The 20249-nt window shown below is 59.3% G+C and carries 21 protein-coding genes; 17 read left to right on the top strand and 4 right to left on the bottom strand.

The window, feature by feature from the left end; all coding sequences use genetic code 11:
• The 4 genes from Q1A00_RS07480 to Q1A00_RS07465 form a co-directional block, all read left to right on the top strand.
• On the top strand, positions 1–279 hold a 279-nt coding region (locus tag Q1A00_RS07480), incomplete at its 5' end, for a cytochrome c (protein ID WP_299756023.1).
• A gap of 4 nt (positions 280–283) precedes the next feature.
• Complete coding sequence (gene ctaD / locus Q1A00_RS07475; RefSeq protein ID WP_298407820.1) at positions 284–1942, top strand: cytochrome c oxidase subunit I; 1659 nt, start codon at positions 284–286, stop codon at positions 1940–1942.
• 123 nt (positions 1943–2065) lie between these two features.
• Positions 2066–2839, top strand: coding sequence for a cytochrome c oxidase subunit 3 family protein (locus Q1A00_RS07470; protein WP_298407854.1), 774 nt, complete (start codon positions 2066–2068; stop codon positions 2837–2839).
• 9 nt (positions 2840–2848) lie between these two features.
• On the top strand, positions 2849–3214 hold the full coding sequence (locus tag Q1A00_RS07465; protein ID WP_298407865.1) for a cytochrome C oxidase subunit IV family protein: 366 nt from the start codon (positions 2849–2851) through the stop codon (positions 3212–3214).
• A gap of 94 nt (positions 3215–3308) precedes the next feature.
• On the opposite strand, the gene Q1A00_RS07460 is transcribed toward Q1A00_RS07465, so the two are convergent.
• Positions 3309–3992 carry an HAD family hydrolase gene (locus Q1A00_RS07460; RefSeq protein ID WP_298407877.1) on the bottom strand — a complete coding sequence of 228 codons (684 nt, stop codon included), beginning with the start codon at positions 3990–3992 and terminating at the stop codon, positions 3309–3311.
• 163 nt (positions 3993–4155) lie between these two features.
• Here Q1A00_RS07460 and Q1A00_RS07455 point away from each other — a divergent pair, with 163 nt between their 5' ends.
• From Q1A00_RS07455 to Q1A00_RS07430, 6 genes are all read left to right on the top strand, one after another.
• Positions 4156–5136 carry a GNAT family N-acetyltransferase gene (locus Q1A00_RS07455; protein ID WP_299756018.1) on the top strand — a complete coding sequence of 327 codons (981 nt, stop codon included), beginning with the start codon at positions 4156–4158 and terminating at the stop codon, positions 5134–5136.
• Between the two features lie 72 nt (positions 5137–5208).
• On the top strand, positions 5209–6180 hold the full coding sequence (locus Q1A00_RS07450; protein ID WP_298407903.1) for a GNAT family N-acetyltransferase: 972 nt from the start codon (positions 5209–5211) through the stop codon (positions 6178–6180).
• Entirely contained in the window at positions 6177–7286 is a 1110-nt protein-coding gene (locus tag Q1A00_RS07445) for a C45 family peptidase (RefSeq protein ID WP_298407911.1), read from the top strand. The genes Q1A00_RS07450 and Q1A00_RS07445 overlap by 4 nt, the downstream gene beginning before the upstream one ends.
• Before the next feature lie 88 nt (positions 7287–7374).
• The gene (locus Q1A00_RS07440) at positions 7375–7809 is read left to right on the top strand and encodes a low molecular weight phosphatase family protein (protein WP_299644415.1); all 435 of its coding nucleotides are present in this window, start codon (positions 7375–7377) and stop codon (positions 7807–7809) included.
• A gap of 130 nt (positions 7810–7939) precedes the next feature.
• Positions 7940–8419: a metallophosphoesterase family protein gene (locus Q1A00_RS07435; RefSeq protein WP_298407932.1), complete on the top strand. Its 480-nt coding sequence runs from the start codon at positions 7940–7942 to the stop codon at positions 8417–8419.
• Positions 8420–8434: 15 nt separating this feature from the next.
• A complete protein-coding gene (locus Q1A00_RS07430) occupies positions 8435–9265 on the top strand; it encodes a DUF2085 domain-containing protein (RefSeq protein WP_298407946.1) in 831 nt (276 codons plus the stop codon).
• A 331-nt stretch (positions 9266–9596) separates the two neighbouring features.
• Here Q1A00_RS07430 and Q1A00_RS07425 read toward each other — a convergent pair whose 3' ends face one another.
• The 3 genes from Q1A00_RS07425 to Q1A00_RS07415 all read right to left on the bottom strand — a co-directional run bounded on the left by Q1A00_RS07425 (position 9597) and on the right by Q1A00_RS07415 (position 11459).
• Positions 9597–9989, bottom strand: a complete 393-nt coding sequence (locus tag Q1A00_RS07425; RefSeq protein WP_298407959.1) for a hypothetical protein — start codon at positions 9987–9989, stop codon at positions 9597–9599.
• A gap of 17 nt (positions 9990–10006) precedes the next feature.
• Complete coding sequence (locus Q1A00_RS07420; RefSeq protein WP_298407971.1) at positions 10007–10639, bottom strand: cupin domain-containing protein; 633 nt, start codon at positions 10637–10639, stop codon at positions 10007–10009.
• Positions 10640–10808: 169 nt separating this feature from the next.
• Complete coding sequence (locus Q1A00_RS07415; protein WP_298407973.1) at positions 10809–11459, bottom strand: AP2/ERF family transcription factor; 651 nt, start codon at positions 11457–11459, stop codon at positions 10809–10811.
• A gap of 1404 nt (positions 11460–12863) precedes the next feature.
• Between Q1A00_RS07415 and Q1A00_RS07410 the strand changes: the two genes are divergently transcribed.
• The 7 genes from Q1A00_RS07410 (at position 12864) to Q1A00_RS07380 (ending at position 20247) form a co-directional block, all read left to right on the top strand.
• Positions 12864–13256: a hypothetical protein gene (locus Q1A00_RS07410; protein ID WP_298407975.1), complete on the top strand. Its 393-nt coding sequence runs from the start codon at positions 12864–12866 to the stop codon at positions 13254–13256.
• A gap of 109 nt (positions 13257–13365) precedes the next feature.
• Positions 13366–14913, top strand: a complete 1548-nt coding sequence (locus Q1A00_RS07405; RefSeq protein ID WP_298407976.1) for a phage tail sheath subtilisin-like domain-containing protein — start codon at positions 13366–13368, stop codon at positions 14911–14913.
• A gap of 47 nt (positions 14914–14960) precedes the next feature.
• A complete protein-coding gene (locus tag Q1A00_RS07400; RefSeq protein WP_298407979.1) occupies positions 14961–15485 on the top strand; it encodes a phage tail protein in 525 nt (174 codons plus the stop codon).
• A 71-nt stretch (positions 15486–15556) separates the two neighbouring features.
• Positions 15557–16255: a hypothetical protein gene (locus tag Q1A00_RS07395; RefSeq protein ID WP_299756009.1), complete on the top strand. Its 699-nt coding sequence runs from the start codon at positions 15557–15559 to the stop codon at positions 16253–16255.
• The gene (locus Q1A00_RS07390; protein WP_299756006.1) at positions 16233–17006 is read left to right on the top strand and encodes a hypothetical protein; all 774 of its coding nucleotides are present in this window, start codon (positions 16233–16235) and stop codon (positions 17004–17006) included. Before Q1A00_RS07395 ends, Q1A00_RS07390 begins: the two co-directional genes overlap by 23 nt.
• The gene (locus Q1A00_RS07385) at positions 17003–18316 is read left to right on the top strand and encodes a DUF4255 domain-containing protein (protein ID WP_299756003.1); all 1314 of its coding nucleotides are present in this window, start codon (positions 17003–17005) and stop codon (positions 18314–18316) included. The genes Q1A00_RS07390 and Q1A00_RS07385 overlap by 4 nt, the downstream gene beginning before the upstream one ends.
• A complete protein-coding gene (locus Q1A00_RS07380; protein WP_299756000.1) occupies positions 18313–20247 on the top strand; it encodes an ATP-binding protein in 1935 nt (644 codons plus the stop codon). The genes Q1A00_RS07385 and Q1A00_RS07380 overlap by 4 nt, the downstream gene beginning before the upstream one ends.
• Positions 20248–20249 lie beyond the last annotated feature (2 nt).

The raw sequence follows: 20249 nt of genomic DNA, 5'->3' as shown, positions 1-20249 counted from the left end.
GGTCAGCTCTTCGCTAGTCTTGGGTGTATGAGTTGTCACCCGGCTGGTGGTGGCGTAGGCCCGGATCTGCACGGTCTGTATGGTATGACCAGACCGTTAGCTGATGGCTCAACGGTTGCGGCTGATGAGGAATATCTGCGCGAGTCCATTCTTAACCCCAATGCAAAGGTTGCTGATGGCTATGCACCGATGATGCCGTCATTTGAAGGGCAACTGAGTGAGGATGAGCTGAAGCAGTTGATCGAGTACATTAAGTCTCTCAACGCCACGGGGAACTAAGACTATGAGCACACTTTCGCTTCCACAAACGAGCTACATCCACGATCGATCACGCACATTTGCCGAATGGCTGAAGTCGTGGTTGTTGACAGTCGATCACAAGCGGATCGCGATCCTTTACCTGTTGTCGATCAATTTCTTCTTTCTCCTTGGTGGTCTTGCCGCGACACTGGTACGGGTTGAGTTGATTACTCCGCAGGGTGACCTGATGTCTTCCGATGTTTATAATCGGGCGTTTACCCTGCACGGCATTATCATGGTCTTTTTCTTCCTAATCCCGGCGATTCCAGCGGTGTTAGGAAACTTCTTGGTGCCGCTTATGATTGGGGCGCGCGATCTAGCTTTCCCGCGTCTGAATCTGCTGAGCTGGTACCTCTACATGATCGGTGGCGTATTCGCCTTGATCGCATCTGTCTTTGGCGGTGTTGATACCGGCTGGACGTTCTACACGCCGTTTAGCTCGACCTATTCCAACTCGAATGTGGTGATGACGATTACCGGTGCGTTCATTATGGGCTTTTCGTCCATTCTGACCGGTTTGAACTTTATCGTTACCATCCACAAGATGCGCGCCCCCGGCTTGACGTGGTTCCGCCTGCCACTCTTTATTTGGGCCAACTACGCGACTAGCATCATCCAGATTCTGGCCACGCCGGTGTTGGGGATTGCGCTGCTGCTGGTAGTGGTTGAGCGGTTGTGGGGCGTAGGGATTTACGACCCGGCGCTTGGCGGCGACCCATTGCTCTTTCAGCATCTCTTCTGGTTCTACTCGCATCCGGCCGTCTACATTATGATTTTGCCGGCGATGGGTGTGATCAGTGAGTTGATCAGCACCTTCTCGCGCAAGCGTATCTTTGGCTACGAGTTTATCGCGTTTTCGAGCCTTGCCATCGCCATTCTCGGCTTCCTCGTCTGGGGTCACCACATGTTTGTCAGCAGCCAGTCGGTTTACGCTGGGCTGATCTTCTCGTTCATCACGATGCTGGTGGCGATCCCGTCGGCGATTAAGGTCTTTAACTGGACGGCGACACTTTACAAGGGGTCGATCAGTTACCGGACACCGATGCTCTACGCGCTCGGCTTTATCGGCCTGTTCGTGATCGGTGGTCTGACCGGTATTTTCCTCGGAGTCACTGCGATTGACCTGCACGTGACTGACACCTATTTTGTCGTGGCTCACTTCCACTATGTGATGGTGGGTGGCACGATTATGGCCTATCTGGGCGGCATCCATTTCTGGTGGCCTAAGATGACTGGCCGGATGTATAACGAGATATGGGGCAGTATTGCCGCCCTGATCATTTTCGTTGGCTTTAACATGACCTTCTTCCCGCAGTTCATCCTTGGCTATCTGGGTATGCCGCGCCGTTACCACGTCTATCCACCAGAATTCCAAGTCCTGCACGTGATGAGCACGGCAGGGGCAAGCATTCTTGCCATCGGGTTCATTGTGCCGCTGATTTACCTCGGTATTTCATTGTGGAAGGGGGCGATTGCCGGCAATAATCCGTGGGGTGCGACCGGTCTTGAATGGAAGACCTCCTCGCCACCGCCGACGTTCAATTTTGACAAGACGCCGATTGTGACCGAAGAGGCGTATGCTTATCCGCCCGAAGCAGCTGAGCGTGATGCGGCGGCGTGGCGGCCCGGTTCGCCGCTGTAAATTGCGCTGGCGGTGCCGTGGAGCGACATTCTGGAGCAATGTCGCTCCATAGTTCGGACATTCTGGCGTCACATTGGAAGGGCAGAGAAAACGCAGTAGCGATTGGACGCAGAGGAGAGAGCGTTGGCAACCATCACTCACGAAGAAGCGCATACGCATACGCACGGTCCCGAGCTGCAACACCAGTTCGAGACGCCGGAGCAGCAGAAAGAGGCAGCCACACTAGGCATGTGGGCCTTCCTTGTCACCGAAATTATGCTCTTCGGTGGTATCTTTATGGCCTACATCGTCTACCGCTGGGCTTTCCCGGAGGCGTGGGAGGAAGCGGCGGCAATGCTCAATACCCCGCTCGCTACCGTCAACACGGTTGTGCTGCTGGTGAGTTCGTTGACAGTGGCGTTGGCGGTGAATGCCGCTGAAGAGGGGAAGAAGCGGCGGCTGATCACGATGCTGGTGCTGACGATTGTGCTGGGCTTGACCTTCCTTGTGATTAAGGGGTATGAGTACAGCGAGAAGTTTGCTCATTGCGCCGGCGCGAAGGATCCGATCAGTTGGATCACTGGCAGCGATTTGCACGAGAGCCACGAGTGTTTGGTGCCGGGCCGCGGATTCCATTTCCCCGATGAGCATGGCTCAGCGAGCGGCGGGCACGGCGCAGCCAAGACGGTGACAATGCAATCTGGCCACCAGCTCTTTTTCTTGCTCTACTTCAGTGCAACCGGTCTGCACGCGATCCACATGATTATTGGTCTGGGGGTGATGACGACGATCTTGGTCATGGCCTTGCGCGACCGCTTCTCACCGACCTACTTCACGCCGGTTGAGATTGGCGGTCTCTATTGGCACTTGATCGACATCATCTGGGTGTTTCTCTTCCCACTGTTCTATCTGGTTTAGGAGGGCACGATGGCTGAACAGCATACACATGCTCATGCGCATCACCACAGCGATAAGCATACCCATATTTCACGGGGAACCTATTACCGCGTCTTTGCGGCGCTGATGGTGTTGATGGTGTTGACCGTCGCCGCGTGGTGGGTAGAGAAGAACCTGATCGAGATGCCGGGTTGGCTAGCAGTGACCATTGCGATGTCGATCGCGATTGCCAAGACGGTATTGATTGTGCTCTATTTTATGCACGTCAAGATCAGCAGCCGGATGACGCAGATCTATGCGGCGGGTGCATTTGTGTGGCTGATGATTTTGTTTGTGATTACAATGGGTGACTATATAGCCCGGGGCTGGCCGCCGCAAGCCGGGCCGTTGCCGTAGGTGGTATTGACGCAACTGGTCTGATCGGCACAGGTAGGGCGGGTATCAAACCCGCCCTTACTGTTTCTCTGACAACCCATGCTTGGCCCGCTCTCTACCCAAACCGCTGGCGCAGCGCAGCAAGGCTGGTATGAGCGAGGCTCGGCAAGGTCAGATCGGCAGGTGGTAATGGTACCTGCCGCGAAATGGCGCCGGGGATGGCGACGACCGGGCAGCCGGCGGCACGGGCGGCGCGGATGCCGTTTGGCGAGTCTTCCAGTACGAGGCAGGCGGCGGGCGGCAGGCCGAGCCGGGCCGCGGCGGTGAGAAACAGATCTGGCGCCGGTTTGGTGGCGACGACATCATCGGCGGTCACAACTGTGGCAAAGGCGTGGTATACGTCGAGGCGCCGCAGCCATCCTTCGACCCAGCGCCGGCTGCTGCTGCTGGCAACGGCGCACGGCAGGCTGGCAGCACGTGCTTCGGCCAGCAACTCGGCGACACCGGGCAAGAGTGGCTGATCAGCGCTGAGCACATCCTTGCGGGCTTGCCGGCGGGCTAGAATCGCCGTGCGCTCGGTGATGACGCGCTCGGCTAGCAAGGGGTCGCGCTTACGGAGCAAGCAGACTAGATGGGCGTGGGCGTCGAAGCCAGCGTTTGCCCCTAACGTCGCCGCCCAATCGTGAACGCTCAGGGTGACGCCGTATTCGGCATAGATCTCTTGCCAGCTCTGCAAGGCCGGCGTTTCTGTATCGACCATCAGGCCGTCGAAATCGAAAATCAAGGCGTGGATAGGCATAATACAAAGTTGTTGAACTTGTGATAATGAGGGGGTGGAACATATAGTCGTGTGAGCCTACCACACTAATTATAGCATCATATTGCGCCTATGGGCTGATGGTATACGCCTTGTAATCGGTTACGATAAACGTAGCGCAGCTCTATCGAGGAGGATGTTGGCGATGACAGGCAGTATTGCAAAGAGTTTTCGTCTGCGACCGTTTAATGGTTCGACAGCCGACTATGCTGCGCTGGCAGCGATTGCACAAGCAATTTTGCCCGATTACAGCGAGACGGTAGAAGATATTCAACACTGGGATGCTTCGCGTCCGGCGCATTGCACGCTAGTGCGCTGGCTTGTTGAAGTTGGTACGACCATTGTGGCGGCAGCCGAATACTTCCATGCTCCGTGGATGTATCACCCGCGTAAATTCTTTATCAGCATCGCGGTGCTACCTGAATGGCAGGGGCAAGGGATCGGCGGCTATTGTTATGATGAACTGATGCGCGAGCTGGTCGAACGGCATCAGCCATTGCAGGTGCGAAGCAACTGCCGCGAGGATCAGGCGCGCAGTATGCAATTTCTTGCCAAGCGCGGCTTTCGTGAAGAGATGCGCACGTGGGAATCGCGGCTTGACTTGCGCACGTTTGACCCGGCTCCGGTTGCTGATGCGCCGGCGCGCGCCGTTGCGCAGGGGTTTACTATTTGCAACTTGGCGGAGTGGTTGCAGCGCCAGCCAGATGCGCGCCAGCGCCTGTACGAGGCGACGATCGAAATGCGGGCTGATGTGCCGCAACCCGAACCGTTCACGCCGGTTGAAATGGCGACGTGGGAACGAACGGTGTTTGACAATCCACACCTCTACCCGGAGGGTTATTTCTTGGCGCTCAACGGTGATGAGATTGCGGCGGTGAGCCAGCTTTGGAAGCATGCCGAGCCGGATGTGTTGATGACCGGCATCACCGCAACCCGCCGGCGCTACCGGCGGCGGGGGTTGGCGCTGGCTCTGAAGGTGCATGCGTTGATCTTCGCCAAAACTGCTGGCTACCGTGAGGTGCGCACCTATAACGCCACCACCAACCGGGCGATGTTGAGCATCAACGAAACGTTGGGGTTCGTGAAACAACCGGCGTGGATCGAATTTGTGAAGGATGTGTCGTGAGGGGAACAGGGACATTGCGACGCAAGGTAAGGACATTGCAGCGCAATACCCCTACGTATACCAGTATTATGTATGATTACAATTCGACCTTCTCAACCTACCGCAACCGATTATCATGTAATGGCGACAGTGTACGGCGCCTTGGTGCCGGACGCGCCGCTCAATACAACCGAATGGCAAGTGCGCGATAAGTTGCATAATCCGCAATTGGCGCTCTACCGAGTGATCGGCGAGCTTGATGGCGTTGCGGCGGGTTATGCCGAATATTATCAGCCAACGTGGTGCGCCGATCCGTACCATATTGAGACGTTGGTCTGCGTACATCCGGCGTATCAGGGGCGCGGGTTAGGTGCGGCGCTCTGGCAACACGTGCAGCAGGCTTGGCAGGCGTTGCAGCCGCGCTACGTGTTGGCAAAAGTGCGCGAAGATTGGCGGGCTGGGTTCGCCTTTGCCGTGCGGCGCGGTTTTCAGGAAGACCGGCGGGTGTGGCTCTCACGACTTGATGTGGCGAGCTTTGATCCTGCTCCCTTCAGTGGTGCGCTTGAGCGGGTAACGGCGCAGCAGATTGAAATCCACAGCTTTGCAGCGCTAGCTACTGCCGATGCCGGCTTTTGGCGTAAGTTGTATGAGTTCGAACAGCACACAACCTGCGATGTGCCATCAGCATTTCCGGTCGCCATACCGCCCTACGAACAATGGATCAAGCTCTACCAACCTGAACATGGCGCGGTGTGGGAAGGCAGTTTTGCGGCGATTGCAGATGGGCAAGTGGTCGGGATCAGCACACTCGAGACGGTTGATAACGAAACCGATCTGGAAGTAGGCTTTACAGCGGTGCGGCGCGACTACCGCGGGCGCGGGATTGCACTGGCGCTGAAGCTGTGTACGATTGCGTATGCCCAAGCGATGGGTGTGACCGGGATTCGCACCGACAACGACAGCATCAATCAGCCAATGTGGCAGATTAATCAACGGTTAGGCTTTCAACGGGGGGCGGTGTGGATCATCCTACGCCGGTGTGAGCAGATCGAGGAGCTGACGTGAGAGGGTTGCCATTGGTTGAGTTGGCAGGTGATGCCTACACACAGGGTTGGCGGCACGGGCGCGTCTTGCGCGCGGCGATTGCTGCCAACCTGCGCATTTATACCGCGCGCTTCGAGCGCGAATTGCGTATACCGTTAGCCGAGGTGTGGCAGCGCGCTCTGCGGTATGCGGACGCAATTGCCGGGCAGAACCCGGACTATGCCGCCGGAATGCGCGGGATTGCTGATGGCGCGGGCATGGAGCTGGCAGCGATTGCGGCGCTCAATGTGCGGTATGAACTGTTTTACCAGTACTTCCGTGAGTATGATCGTATCAATGGTAAGCCCGATGGTTGTACTGCCTTTGCCTTGCTGCCAACCGAGACGACGGATGGCCATCTGCTGGTTGGTGAAAACTGGGACTGGATCACCGGCGTGCGTGGCGCAATTGTGCGAACGAACGAACCCGATGGCCATCGCACACTTGCGTTTACTGAAGCCGGCATTTTTGGCGGCAAAATTGGTTTGAATTCGGCTGGGCTGGCGCTCTTAATTAACGGTCTGAGTAGCACTGCTGACGATTGGGCGAGTCTGCGGCGACCATTTCACGTGCGCTGTTACGAAATCTTGCGCGCGCGCACGTTGGCTGATGCGCAGGCGGTGATCACGGCGGAAGCGCGGGCCGGTTCGGCCAATTTCCTGATCGCCCAAACGCCCGATCAGGTAGTCAATATCGAAGCGGCGCCGGATGCCATCGCGCTGAGCAATTGCGCCAACGGTTGCCTGATCCACTCGAACCATTTTTACGATCCGACTAGTTTGGGCATTGTCGAACGCGCGATCGAGCGGGTGCCGCATTCTCAGTGGCGGCAAGCGCGTTTACAAGAGTTGTTAGCGCCGCGTCCGCAATCGCTGGCGAGCGTACAAGCAACATTGCGCGACCATGATCGCCATCCCTATTCGGTCTGTTTCCACATTGATCCCGCCGATCCGCCCGATGAGTATTACGAAACGGTGGCGTCGATCATCATGGATGTGACGGCCCAAACGTTGTATGCTACTGATGGGCCGCCATGCGAGCGCGCATATGTGCCATACCGGTTGAAGGCTAGGGTGGAAGCATCATAACGCAAGGCGACAATGCCGGTTTGGGTTGCATGCTAAAACTGCGCTCGCAATGATCGGAAGCGGCCTGATCACGAGGCAAAGGCGACCAATGCGTACTGTTCTTTTTATCTGTACCGGCAACTACTACCGCAGCCGCTACGCCGAACTGTTGTTCAACGCCATGCGGGTATCAGGCTGGCAAGCTGATTCGCGCGGTTTGCGGCTCTCGGCTACCAATCGGGGGCCGATCTGGCCCAACGTTCTTGTGCAATTACAACAACGCGGCTTTCCGCCGCCATCCGAAATCCGGCCACCAATGGCCTTGACCGAACCCGATCTGCGGCGAGCGACCGTGGCGATTGCCTTGGATGAGCGCGAGCATCGTCCGCTGATGCAGCAACGTTTTCCAGTGTGGGTGGAGCGAATCCGTTACTGGCAAACGCCTGACGTGCCGTTCTTGCCCGCCGATGAGGCGTTTCGCCGAATTGAAACGGGAGTGGTTGAATTAATTGCGGAACTGAGCCGTTGGCAAACGGCGGGCTAGGCGTGGGCTGCTGTGAGTGGGCGGAAAGATGCGCTCGCTATCGGCATTGCACGCGAGGGTAGGCGTGCGTGAGGGGTACCGGCGTTTGACGCACGCAAGGCGGGTCGGCTACAACAGGTGAGGGGAATCCATGGAGATTGGCGTCGTTTCGGATACGCATGGTCGGCTGGCGCCGGCGGCGCTAACAGCATTAGCCGGAGTTGAGTTGATCTTGCACGCCGGCGATATTGGCCATGAAACTATCCTCAACCGGCTCGCGATCATCGCGCCGGTGCTAGCCATTCATGGCAACACTGATGAGGGAACGGCGCTGGCCCGCGCTTATCCGGCGCACCGCTGGATCGAGCGCGAGGGTGTTGTGATCTATATGACCCACATTGGTGGCCAGCCCCGCCATCTTGTGCAATCGTTACCGAAGACGGTTGATAACCGGGCGCCGCAGGTCTATATTTTTGGCCATAGCCACCGGCCATTGTATGAAATGTACAATGGGGTGCTCTTTCTCAATCCGGGAACTGCCGGTGCGCCGCGAGGGGCAGGGTTGTCAGTGGCGAGGTTAACAGTGGCCAATGGGCAAGCTAGGGCAGCGATTATTGAGTTGGAGAGATGAGGGCGAGAGGGCGTTATGGCTTCAACCACGACAGCCCAGCGCAGACTCGATTGGCGCGGGCCGGTTGTAGGGCTTGGTTTAATCATCCTTTTCGCGTTGCTCCCGACGATTGCAACGGTATTGGATTGGGAGCGACGGCTCTTCTTTGCGGTGCATGGCATCTGCGCGCAGAGCCACAATCTGATCTCAGGTGGAGTGCAATTTCCGCTGTGCGCCCGCGATAGCGGCATCTACCTTGGGCTGATGGTTACGCTGGGAGTGATGGCAGCCTTGGGCCGGATGCGGGCTGGGAGGTTGCCGCCGCTGCCAATCGGCTTGACGCTAATTGGGCTGATGGCGGTGATGGGGATTGATGGGCTGAATTCAACCGTTGCCGAGCTGGGTTTTTTGCCAGCCTACCCGCCACGTAACGATCTGCGCCTTGTGACCGGGCTGGGGTTTGGCGCGGCATTGGCGGTAGGGCTATTATTGGTCGCCAATCATACCTTTCTGCCGCCCGATCGGTTGGCTGCCGAGCAGGCGCCAATCGGGAGCTGGCGCGATCTGGGGATCGTGATTGGCGCATTGGGGTTGGTAATGGCAGCAATTGCCGCCAACCAAGCAGTATTGGCATGGCCGCTGGTCTTGTTGAGCGTGATCGGGGTGACGGGGGTGATGACCTTTGCCGTAGCCTTACCGGTCAGCGCCTTCGCCGGCCTCAGCGGGCGAGTGCGGCATATTCGGCAATTGGCCTTACCGGGCATAGCTGGGTTTCTGGTGGCACTATTGTTGTTGGTCGTGCTAGCACGCTGGAAAATCGGGTTAGAGGTGTCAGGCTTGCTGCCGCCGCCACTGATCCCAGAGTAGCCCTCTTGTCAAGTCGGACGTCAGTGTGGCTCGACACGGTTTGTGAATAGTCAGAAGACCACCTTCACCACTTGTCAAGTCGCACGTCCACGTGGCTCAACACCGGCAGAATCGTGATGAGCGAGCCGGCGGTCCACGTCTCACGCGGCTCGTAGGGGAGCGCAGTTTGGTGCGACAAGCATGACCTCATCCTGATGCTATTACTGCCCTTATACCTCGGCTCTCTTCGCGCATGCGGAAAAATGGGGCAGAGGAATAAGGGTAGCAAACCGCCTTCATCCAAAGGCTTGCCGATGCAGGCTCTGGGAAGGCCGGGCAGCTTCATCTGAAATTACCGCGGTATCGTCACCTTCAGATCGTTCAGCGCAGTGCGTAGGTCGTCAAGGGCGACGCGCGCTTCAGGCGGAAGCTGATCAAGGCCGGTGACGGTGTCGAGCACCCGATGAGCCGCGATCGCAAGGCTATCGAGATGGCCGAGCAGACAGCCAGCCTCACGCGCTTCGGCATTGCGCGGACCGAAGGGGGCGTGCCAATAATCGGCTGAAGCCAGATAGCGCGTTTCGCCGAGCAGCTCAAGTGCCAGCGTGCAGCGGTCGAGTGGGCGGATCGCCAATACCTCTCGATTGTTAAGCGTAATCTGGCCGGGTGCATGGCGGATCAAAGTGATCGCGTCATCAGTACGGCTAACGCCATCTTCACTCAGATGCAAGGTTCTGATCTGCACACCACCAACTCCTTCGCTTAAAAACGACCGTGGCGCTCGAGAGCGCTGCGTGGTAATTCGAGCGGGCACAAGACCAACAATGCCTGCGCCGGGGCATGGCCGGGATTATGCCAGCGGTGGGGCAACCCTGCCTCGAACAACAGGCTATCACCGGGACCGATCGTGTAGGTGTGATCGGCGACGGTATACAAGATCTGGCCGCTCAACCCAAACACAAACTCTTGGCCGGTATGGACGATTGCCTCGGGACCGCTGCCAGCGCCGGGATTGAGCGTGAGCAACAGCGGTTCAAGGGTGCGATTGGCCAAACCGGGCGCTAAATCGGTGAGTGCGCCGTGCGGAAAGAGGGTCGCAGTCGTCTGACCGGCGGGGGTGAAGACGACGCGCTGTTGAGGCACGTCAGGCGTAAAAAAGGCGCTGATCGGCACTTGCAGCGTCATTGCGAGGCGCTGGAGTGTGCTGACGCTCGGTGAGGTACGACCATTTTCGATCAGGCTGAGCGTATTCACAGCCAACCCGCTCGCTTCGGCCAGCGCGCGGATTGACATCCGGCGCTGCTCGCGCAAGGCGCGCAGACGGCTACCAACGTCAATCCTCACATCTTCCCCGATGCCGTGAGTAGCACTGGCAAGTTCGACCTCAGAACGCACGACTCTCTCCTTCTGGTTGCGCTAGATCTGTTCATTATTATAAGACAGATTTGTGATTTGCCACCCAGTAAATTGGTTGCGTTCTAGTAACAGTTGCCAGCGTAAACAGAACCTCTGCGCCACTACAAGGCGCAGAGGTCTGGGAAGCAATCAACAAAGACGCGCGCGATCAGTCGCCGGTGGGGGTGCGCTGGCGCATCCGCTCATACTTCTCGCGGGCGCGGCGGGCAAGAGCGAGGGCGCGGCGCTCACCGTGTTTGGCGATCGAGTACGAGGTGCGGCGGATGCGGTTGCCGTCGCGCCACGTCGCCTCGTAGACCTCACGGCCATCTTTAATGGTGCGGCGCACGCCAACAATGCCAGTGCTGGTGCGGGAAACGCCAATCACTTGCCGCTCGGTGCGTGGCTTACCTAGCTCGCGCTCGGTAGCGTTGCGCCATTCGATCGCGGCAGCCAAAGCGGCGAGCCGGTCGCCATACACCGAATCCGAGAAAAACTTGCTACGGCGCTGCTTGTTCCACGTCACGCGCACAAAATAGCCAAAGGTGCGCTTAGCCGGGTGATCAATGCGGGTAATCCCTTTGTGCTTGGTGGTCTTGGGGCGGAGACGAGCCGGCAGCTTCTTCGTCTCGACCACAGGCTGCTCGGCAGGGGTGGCTAGCAGCCGGCGCGCCTGTTCTGGGTCGAGATCGGGGAGCGGCTCGTAGCGTAGTACGGCCATCGGATCTTCGGTCGGGGGCAGCGTCGTTGCTTCCTCCGCAGCAGTTGTCGGCTCAATAGCCGGCAGATTGGCCGGCCGGACAGCGTGTCGGCGGGGCATTGCTGATTGCTCCTTTTAAAAACGTGGTCGAACTTGTACATTTAGTGATTGCCTCGAAGGTTGAAACCTCCGATTTCTATCTTACCACATTTTGTCCATTCGCTGCACAGTAATACTGGGCAAAAAAGTACAAATTTGGTTGGATAGAGCGTCTGATTTGATAACAAACGATTGTGATGAAACGCACAAATTTTGAATAAAATTGTGGTTTTTGTCACAAAATCGCTAGGGTAAAGGTTCCATTTTCAACTGTCAGGTGGTGAATAACTGTTGGGCAGGTGGGGTGGGTGGGGTGTTGAGCGGTCACAGCTCTGCTGTCATTGCGAGCGTGTGCTCCTCTGCTGTCGTTGCGAGCGTGCGGGCAGTGTGTATGATCTAGAACAGTCGTTTACTGCTGGGCTAGGAACTCAGCCCTTCAGGGGTGGGCTATGCTTGCGAGGCCCGCTGTGCGGGTTGATGGCCCTCTTCCCCCCGTTCCTTCTCCCACCTTACGGCAGGAGAAGGGGAGCCGTGCTGGGTAAACGGGACAGGCATCGCTCACACGGAATGCAATAGCCTCCCTCTCCGTAACGTTGAGGGACGAGCGGAACATTCGGTTAAGTACAACCGTTTCCTGCTAGATGCCTCAAAACCCGGCACCACGCTCCCCTTGCCCGCGCCAGTGGGAGAAGGGCTAAGGGTGAGCGTGAGCCGGCGCATCTCAAGGCCGTCAACCTCATCTCCGCTTATACGTTCTGTCCGCCCTTGAACCCGCGAGGGGCGGGAGGCACATCGCCTCTCTGTCCGCAGGGAGCGGGTCGGGCGAGCGGGTGGTGTGGCTCGGCTTCATAGTGAGGAGGGGCGGAGCACCTGCGTTGGGCATAGCCCCCGCCTCAGTCCTCCCCCAGCGGGAGAGGGAGGCACAGATCTACGCTGACCACGGGGCGCGAGGAGTGACGAGGCCCGGCTTTGTGGCGAGGGACGCTCCCCTGCTGTCGTTGCGAGGGCGGGTAACGTCCACCGCAATCTCCCGCTTCAGCGGGAAGGATGCCTGAGCGCATCGCTCTCGCATTCGGAGGAGATACCGTCGCCGCACGGAATATGGCAGCGCGATGCCCCTACGTGACGCGCAATGATATCACGATGTTGGCGGCAAAAAGGGCGCTGAGGTTGCGTTCTTTGAAATAAGGCGCATGCCGTTACATTTGATAGGTTGATATTATTTATGTCTTGACAGCATACATATAATGTAAGAGCGATCTAGACGCCGAGAAATTTCGCTATTGGCAATCCTCTCTCACTACCTCCCTCACTCACCCTTTTCTCGGTCATACTCCAGCCTAGTTGATATCCGCCTGATACTTTCAGGCAGTGCCCGCCGATGCCTTGTTGTCCGCCGTGACGTGTGTGCGAGGAGGGTTGCATATGCCGGAAAGTATTCAGTGGACGCTGAGCGTGGCTGTGGCCGGGGGGCCGCGGAAGACTGAATCTCAGACGCTGCCGGTTGATGTCTATCTGAAGGGCCAAGTGCAGATTGCAGCGGCTAGCGGCTCCACGCCGGGCCAAGCCAATTTTGTCGCGCCGTCGGGCGGCGGGACGGTGCGCTTTGTCTTGATTTCGGCGAGCCGGTATGACGCCACGCCACCATTGACCTATACCGTCGATGGCGGTAGTGCAATCACGCTCGATGGCCCGCATCTGTTGATCGGCGCCGGGGCAGTGGCGTTGCTAGGCGCGGCTCATCTCGATATTGTCTTTTCCAATCCAACGACGCAGCCGGTTACGGTTGAGGTGCTGATCGGGCGTGATGCAGCGTAAGCTGCCACTGCCAACGGCGGCATGATGCGTCCTCACAAGCAGGTGACGCCGCCATCATCACATGGTGGCGAACGAGCGAGCGTTTCGGGCTATCGCAAGGAGCAACAGTATGCCGGTCACTTTGTCGTATCCGGGTGTCTACATTGAGGAAGTGCCAAGCGGTGTGCGCACAATCACCGGGGTGGCGACGTCGATTACCGCTTTTGTCGGGCGGGCGCGGCGCGGGCCGGTGAATGATCCGGTGCGGATCCAAAATTTTGGTGATTACGAGCGGCTCTTTGGCGGGTTATGGGAAGCGAGCACGATGAGTTATGCGGTGCAGCATTTCTTTCTCAACGGCGGCACCGATGCACTCATTGTGCGCCTCATTAATGGCGCGACTGCGGCTCGCTTCAATCTGTCGCCCGCGAGCGGAACCGATAATCTAACGCTGGATGCGAGCAACGAAGGCGCATGGGGCAATAATCTGCGGATCAGCATTGATCACGCGACTCGCGAACCATTGCAACTCGATGAGTTTAACTTGATGGTTGTCGAGATTATTCCGGGGACGAACCCAGTGCAGGCGGCGCGGCGCGAGACGTTTCGCAATGTGTCGATCGATCCGACTGCGTCGCGCTATGTAGGGACGGTGCTAGCGCAAGAGTCGCTGCTGCTGCGCATCCCCGATCCGCATCCCGGTGCCTTTCCGACGGTGCGGCCAGCGGTCGTGGCCGATGTTCTGCCGGCGGCGAATGGTACTGATGGAAGTGTGTTGAGTCACACTCAGTATTTGGGCGATTTTGATGCCAAGACCGGCATGTATGCCTTGCGCAAAGCCGATCTCTTTAATCTGCTCTGTATTCCGCCGGTTACCCGCGAGAATGATGTGAGCGAGGCGGTATGGACGGCGGCGCTGCGTTTTTGCCGCGACGAGCGGGCGTTTCTGATTGTTGATGCGCCATCGAGTTGGCGGAGCATCGCCACTGCGGTGGGAGGGATCGGCACATTTAGCGCGGCAGTGGCGCGTGATGATCACGCGGCGATCTATTTTCCACGGGTACGCATTCCTGATCCGTTGCGCGAGAACCGGCTGGAAGAGTTTGCGCCGTGTGGCGCGGTGGCCGGTATCTTTGCCCGCACCGACGCTCAGCGCGGGGTGTGGAAGGCGCCGGCAGGGCAGGACGCAACGCTGTTTGGCGTGCGGGCGTTGGCGGTGAACTTGACCGATGGCGAACAGGGCCAACTCAACCCGCTTGGTGTCAATTGTCTGCGCACTTTCCCGGTGAGCGGCAATGTGGTCTGGGGGGCGCGTACCTATCGTGGAGCCGATCAGTTGGCTTCGGAATGGAAGTACATCCCGGTACGCCGGTTGGCGCTGTTTATCGAAGAGACGCTCTACCGGAGCCTGCAATGGGTGGTCTTTGAGCCGAACGATGAGCCGCTTTGGGCGCAGATCAGGCTGAACGTGGGCGCGTTTATGCAGACCCTCTTCCGGCAAGGCGCGTTTCAGGGCCGTTCACCGCGCGAAGCCTATCTGGTGAAGTGCGACCGTGAGACAACAACCCAGACCGACATCAATATGGGTGTGGTCAACATTGTCGTCGGCTTTGCGCCGCTCAAGCCGGCTGAGTTTGTGATTATCAAGATTCAGCAGTTGGCCGGGCAGGTGGAGTAAGGACAGAGGGGACGTAATTTGTTGCGCCCAGACGAGGGAGATAGGGTATGGCTCAGTTTAGCGTGAATGCGCAGCGGTTCGATCCGTACAAGAACTTTAAGTTCCGGATCAAGTGGGATGGCCGGTATGTGGCTGGGGTTAGCAAGGTGTCGGCGTTGAAGCGCACCACTGAGGTGGTCGAGCATCGCGAAGGAGGCGATTCGAGCAGCATTCGCAAGTCGCCGGGGCGGATCAAATTCGAGCCAATTACGCTCGAGCGGGGCGTGACGCACGATACCGAGTTCGAGAAGTGGGCGAATAAGGTTTGGAATTACGGTTCTGGACTGGGGGCCGAAGTCTCGCTGAAGGATTTTCGCAAAGACATCATTATCGAGGTCTATAACGAAGCTGGCCAGTTGGCGATTGCCTATAAAGTGTACCGCTGTTGGGTATCGGAGTATCAGGCGCTGCCTGAACTCGACGCCAATGCCAATGCAGTCGCGATCCAGAGCATCAAATTGGAGAACGAGGGTTGGGAGCGCGACTACGATATTGGCGAGCCGGACGAGCCAAGCTTCACCGAGCCGCAGTGAGGTGGGGGAATTGGCACACTGATTCAGCGCCCAACGCTGCGCTTGGCACTGTTGTGTTCACGAGGTGAGCGATGGCCATTTCCACAGCGATGTTGCTCGATATTTGGGAGGCAGGCGCGGCGCAACCGCCGCTGGTGCGGGCACTGGCGCTGTTAGCGCCGTTGTTCCCAGAGACAGCCGTCGCTGAGTTGCCGGTAGGCGCGCGCGATGCGCTGCTGTTGTTGGTGCGGGAATGGCTGTTTGGGGTGCAGATGGAGTGTGTTGCAATGTGCCCGGCCTGCACGACCCGGTTAGAGTTTACGTTAGCGACGACGGCTTTGCGCGCGTTAGCGCCGACGACAGCAGTGCAATCACTTGACGTTGGCGGCCAACAACTCGCCGTTCGCCTGCCGGCTAGCGCCGATCTGCTGGCGTTGCCACCCGGCCCGGCTGCAACCCGCCGCTTGATTGAACGCTGTTTGATCGATGCGCCGGCTGTGCTGTCTGATGAGGCATTGGCGGCGGCGGCAACCGCGATGGCGGCGGCTGACCCGCTGCTCGATCTGCAGATCGAGTTGGCTTGCCCTGATTGTGGCCACACGTGGGCCACGCCGTTCGATATAGCGGGATTTGTCTGGCAAGAACTAGATTGGTGGGCGCGACAGTTGTTACGTGATGTCCATACGCTGGCGCGGGCGTATGGGTGGCATGAGCGCGAGATTCTGGCGCTAAGCCCGCAACGGCGCGCGTTGTATTTGCAATTGGTGAATGATGAACGATCCGCTAGCTAATCTGTTGGCGCGCAGTTTCGGCGAGCACCTAGCCGGTGCGGTGCAACCGCGCCTGCCGGCCCGGTTCGAGCCGGTTGCGCCACTTAGTGGCGAGGTGACGCCAGTGCGGGTGGATGATCGGGCTGTACCGGGATCACCGTCGGCGGTGCAGCGGGTGGAGTCATCACCTGCGTCACCCGCCAGCGCGATCGTGCCGGTTGAACGCCGGGAGGCGCCGCCGTTGCCGGTAGCTCCGCCGCCGGCATGGGGGCAACCGCCAATTATCGGCAGCGAGATGCGGTCTATCCCTACGTCGTACTCTGATGCGCCAGCGCCTAGCTCGCCGGATCGTGGCCCTAGCGAAGCGAACGGCGAGCGCACTGCGCCGGCAGGTATAGCACGTTTCGTCGATTTGCGCGGGTTGCCGGAGCCGACCAGCGTCGTTGATCAGCTACGGTTGCCGGAGGTTGCCGCTGTACTGCCTGCGATGCCGCCAGCGCCTGCCATTTCGTTCCAGCCGGCCAGCGCTCCAGATACGCCGCGCGAACCACCGGTAGCGCCGGCCACCCGGCACCCTGTTGCGCCGACGCCGGTTATAGCGCGTAAACCGGTAGCGCCAACCCATCCGCCGCGCATCACCGTGACAATTGGGCGGGTGGAGGTGCGTGCCGTACCAACGCCATCGTCGCCGTCACGCTCACGACTGCAACCGCCGGCCCCGAAGCTCAGCCTTGACGAATATCTGCGCCGGCGTGAGGGAGGAACGCGATGAGCAACGCGCTCGCGATTGCCGCAGTCACTGCTGTTTTGCGTGATCTGTTGCAAGACGGTCTGATCGATCACGACCTCACCGGCGCGCTCGGTGATGTGACGGTGAGTGTTGTGGCGCCGGCGCAGGCCCTCGCCGTCTTCACCCCCAACAGCGGCCAACTCAACCTCTTTCTCTACCACCTGAGCTACAACCCCGGCTGGCGCAACCACGGTTTACCGTCGCGTTCGGGGCGCGGCGATTTGATCAGCGATCCGCCGTTAGCACTCGATCTGCACTATTTGTTGACCGCCTACACCGACCAAGACTATCTGGCTGAACTGTTGCTGGGCTATGCGATGCAGCTCTTGCACGAGACGCCAGTGCTAGCCCGCGATGCCATCCGCATTGCGCTCGCCCCGCCTGCGCCGGTCAGCGGCGTTGCCTTGCCGGGATCGGCTCGCGCCAGTCTGGTAGCATCTGATTTGGCCGATCAAATCGAACAGATCAAAATCACTCCCGAACCGCTGAGCCTCGAACAGGTCTCGCAAATCTGGTCAAGCGTGCAATCGCCGTACCGTCCCACCGTGGCCTATCAAGCATCGGTGGTCTTGATCGAAAGTCGGCGACCAACTAGGCAGGCGCTGCCGGTGCGCCGGCGCAATCTGTATGTGCTGCCTTTCCGCCAGCCGCGTATCACCCAACTTGGCGCGCAAGCCACCGCAACCGATCCGGTGAGCTTCCAGCAGCCGATCTTGCCCGGTTACCGACTGGTGATCCGTGGCCAACAGTTACGCGGTGAAGATGTCGTGATCCGGATTGGCGAGACTGAAGTGGCGGTACTGCCGGCTCAGATGACTGATACCCAGATCATCGTCGCGTTGCCGGCGAGCTTACGGGCCGGCGTACAGGCGGTGCAGGTCGTTCACCGGCTGCAACTCGGCACGCCACCCACCCCGCACCGTGGGGGCGAATCGAATGTGGCGGCGTTCATCTTGTCCCCTATGATTAGCGCTACCGCCGGCCCACGTGATGGCGACGGCAATGTCACGCTCACCCTCACCCTCACGCCGCCGGTGGGCAAACAGCAGCGGGTGACGCTCTTGCTCGACGAAACATCGCCGCCGGCCAATCGGCCACCGCGCTCGTTCGCGTTGCCGCTGCCGGCGCGCGTGCCTGCGCTTCCACCCAACGATACTGATGCGACGCTCACGATCACGACAGACATTGTGCCGGCGGGCACCTATTTGGTACGGGTGCAGGTAGATGGGGCAGAGAGTCAACTTGACGTAAGCGGAAGCGGATTTAGCGGGCCAACGGTGGTCATCCCATGAGCACGGCCACGGCAATCGATTGGGTGACAGCCAACCAGCGCTACCTCAATGCAGCGCTCGACGTGACGAAGCAGCGGCTGGTCGGGAAGGGCAATGAGGCACGGTTGCGTGCAGCCGAACAGGCATTGGCGGCAGCCCGCGTTGCTATGCCCGCGCTGCCGGCGCTTGAGCAGCTGCGCATCATCTTTGGCTTGACCGAGTTCGAGACCGAACTGCTGCTGTTCTGCGCGGCTGTGGAACTCGATAGTAGCGTGGCGGCGCTCTGTACGGCGGCGCAGGGTGATCCGCAGCGTTACCGTCCGACCATCGGGCTGGCGCTGGCAGTGTTACCCGCTGCTCACTGGAGCGCGGTAACGCCGACTGCGCCGTTGCGCCACTGGCGGTTGATCGAGGTGGCCGAGGGTGAGCCGCTCGCGACTGCGCCGTTACGGATTGACGAGCGAGTATTGCACTACCTGCTCGGTGTGGCGACGCTCGACCGGCGCCTGCAGCCGCTGGTACGTCTGCTAGAACCGGCAGCGGCGCTGCCGGCCTCGCATCGGCAACTCGTGGAACGGATTGCAACCCTGTGGGAAGAGCAACCTGCACCGCCGCCGGTGCAGATCTGCGGCAGCGATTCGTTCAGCCGGCAGGCGATTGCCGCAGCGACAGGCGAGCGACTGGGGCGGGTAGTGTATCTGTTGCGGGCCGAGGATGTGCCTGCCGGCCCTGCCGAGCAAGAGTTGTTGGCCCGCCTGTGGGAACGGGAAGCGGCGCTGAGCGGCGCGCTGGCGCTGATTGCAGTGGACGATGGCGAAACGTCGCGGGCGTGGCTTGGCTGGCTGGAACGGGTACAGGGCATGGTGTTGTTGGCGAGCGCCGATCCGTTGCCGTCCGGCGATCGGCTGATTGTACGGTTTGATGTACCACAACCCGATCGAACCGAGCAACGATCGCTCTGGCAACAGATACTGGGTGAACGAGGTCTAGCTCTCAACGGCCAACTCGAACCGCTGCTGGAGCAGTTTACCCTCAATGCTAACGCCATTCGCGCTGCCGGATTAGCGGTCTCTACTGATCAGGCTGCTGATTGGTGGGGAGCCTGCCGCGCGCAGGCCCGTCTCCGTCTCGATGGGTTGGCACAGCGGATCGAGACGGTGGTGAGTTGGGACGATCTCGTATTACCGGACGAGCACATCGCAACGCTGCGCCAGATGGTAGCGCATGTGCGCCAGCGGGATCGGGTGTACGAGCAGTGGGGCTTTGGCCTGCGCGGTGAACGCGGGTTGGGGATTAGCGCGCTCTTTGCCGGGCCGAGCGGCACCGGCAAGACGTTAGCTGCCGAGGTGTTAGCCAACGAACTGCGGCTCGATCTCTATCGCATTGACCTTAGTGCAGTGGTGAGTAAGTATATCGGCGAAACCGAAAAGAATCTGCGCCGCATCTTCGATGCTGCCGAAGGCGGGGGCGCGATTCTGCTGTTCGACGAAGCCGATGCGCTGTTTGGCCGCCGCAGCGAAGTGAGAGACAGTCACGATCGGTACGCTAACCTTGAAGTGAGCTACCTCTTGCAGCGGATGGAGGCGTACCGCGGCTTGGCCATTCTTACCACCAACATGAAGCAAGCGATTGATGCCGCGTTCTTGCGCCGAATTCGTTTTATCGTGAACTTCCCATTTCCCGACGCAGCGCAACGCCGGCGCATCTGGCAGCGGGTCTTTCCGCCCGCTACACCGCTGGCCGAGCTGGATTGGGCGCGGCTAGCGCAACTGAATCTAGCTGGTGGCAACATTCGCGGCATCGCCTTGAATGCCGCTTTTCTGGCCGCTGATGCCGGCGAATCGGTGACGATGCGCCATCTCTTGAGCGCGGCGCACAGCGAATACGCCAAATTAGACAAACCGCTGACCGAGACGGAATTGCGCGGGTGGGGGGGATTGACGCACGGATAGGC

It is taken from the genome of uncultured Chloroflexus sp. (genome assembly GCF_938091255.1).
GTDB lineage: Bacteria > Chloroflexota > Chloroflexia > Chloroflexales > Chloroflexaceae > Chloroflexus.
This window is presented reverse-complemented; position numbering and strand designations above follow the sequence as displayed.

Excerpts from the sequence above, each read along its gene's own strand:
- Q1A00_RS07430 (WP_298407946.1), top strand. The coding sequence starts at position 8,435 with ATGGCTTCAACCACGACAGCCCAGCGCAGACTCGATTGGCGCGGGCCG.
- Q1A00_RS07460 (WP_298407877.1), bottom strand. The coding sequence starts at position 3,992 with ATGCCTATCCACGCCTTGATTTTCGATTTCGACGGCCTGATGGTCGAT.
- Q1A00_RS07440 (WP_299644415.1), top strand. The coding sequence starts at position 7,375 with ATGCGTACTGTTCTTTTTATCTGTACCGGCAACTACTACCGCAGCCGC.
- Q1A00_RS07465 (WP_298407865.1), top strand. The coding sequence starts at position 2,849 with ATGGCTGAACAGCATACACATGCTCATGCGCATCACCACAGCGATAAG.
- Q1A00_RS07450 (WP_298407903.1), top strand. The coding sequence starts at position 5,209 with ATGATTACAATTCGACCTTCTCAACCTACCGCAACCGATTATCATGTA.
- Q1A00_RS07435 (WP_298407932.1), top strand. The coding sequence starts at position 7,940 with ATGGAGATTGGCGTCGTTTCGGATACGCATGGTCGGCTGGCGCCGGCG.
- Q1A00_RS07380 (WP_299756000.1), top strand. The coding sequence starts at position 18,313 with ATGAGCACGGCCACGGCAATCGATTGGGTGACAGCCAACCAGCGCTAC.
- Q1A00_RS07405 (WP_298407976.1), top strand. The coding sequence starts at position 13,366 with ATGCCGGTCACTTTGTCGTATCCGGGTGTCTACATTGAGGAAGTGCCA.
- Q1A00_RS07385 (WP_299756003.1), top strand. The coding sequence starts at position 17,003 with ATGAGCAACGCGCTCGCGATTGCCGCAGTCACTGCTGTTTTGCGTGAT.
- Q1A00_RS07395 (WP_299756009.1), top strand. The coding sequence starts at position 15,557 with ATGGCCATTTCCACAGCGATGTTGCTCGATATTTGGGAGGCAGGCGCG.
- Q1A00_RS07400 (WP_298407979.1), top strand. The coding sequence starts at position 14,961 with ATGGCTCAGTTTAGCGTGAATGCGCAGCGGTTCGATCCGTACAAGAAC.
- Q1A00_RS07390 (WP_299756006.1), top strand. The coding sequence starts at position 16,233 with ATGATGAACGATCCGCTAGCTAATCTGTTGGCGCGCAGTTTCGGCGAG.
- Q1A00_RS07415 (WP_298407973.1), bottom strand. The coding sequence starts at position 11,459 with ATGCCCCGCCGACACGCTGTCCGGCCGGCCAATCTGCCGGCTATTGAG.
- Q1A00_RS07410 (WP_298407975.1), top strand. The coding sequence starts at position 12,864 with ATGCCGGAAAGTATTCAGTGGACGCTGAGCGTGGCTGTGGCCGGGGGG.
- Q1A00_RS07455 (WP_299756018.1), top strand. The coding sequence starts at position 4,156 with ATGACAGGCAGTATTGCAAAGAGTTTTCGTCTGCGACCGTTTAATGGT.
- ctaD (WP_298407820.1), top strand. The coding sequence starts at position 284 with ATGAGCACACTTTCGCTTCCACAAACGAGCTACATCCACGATCGATCA.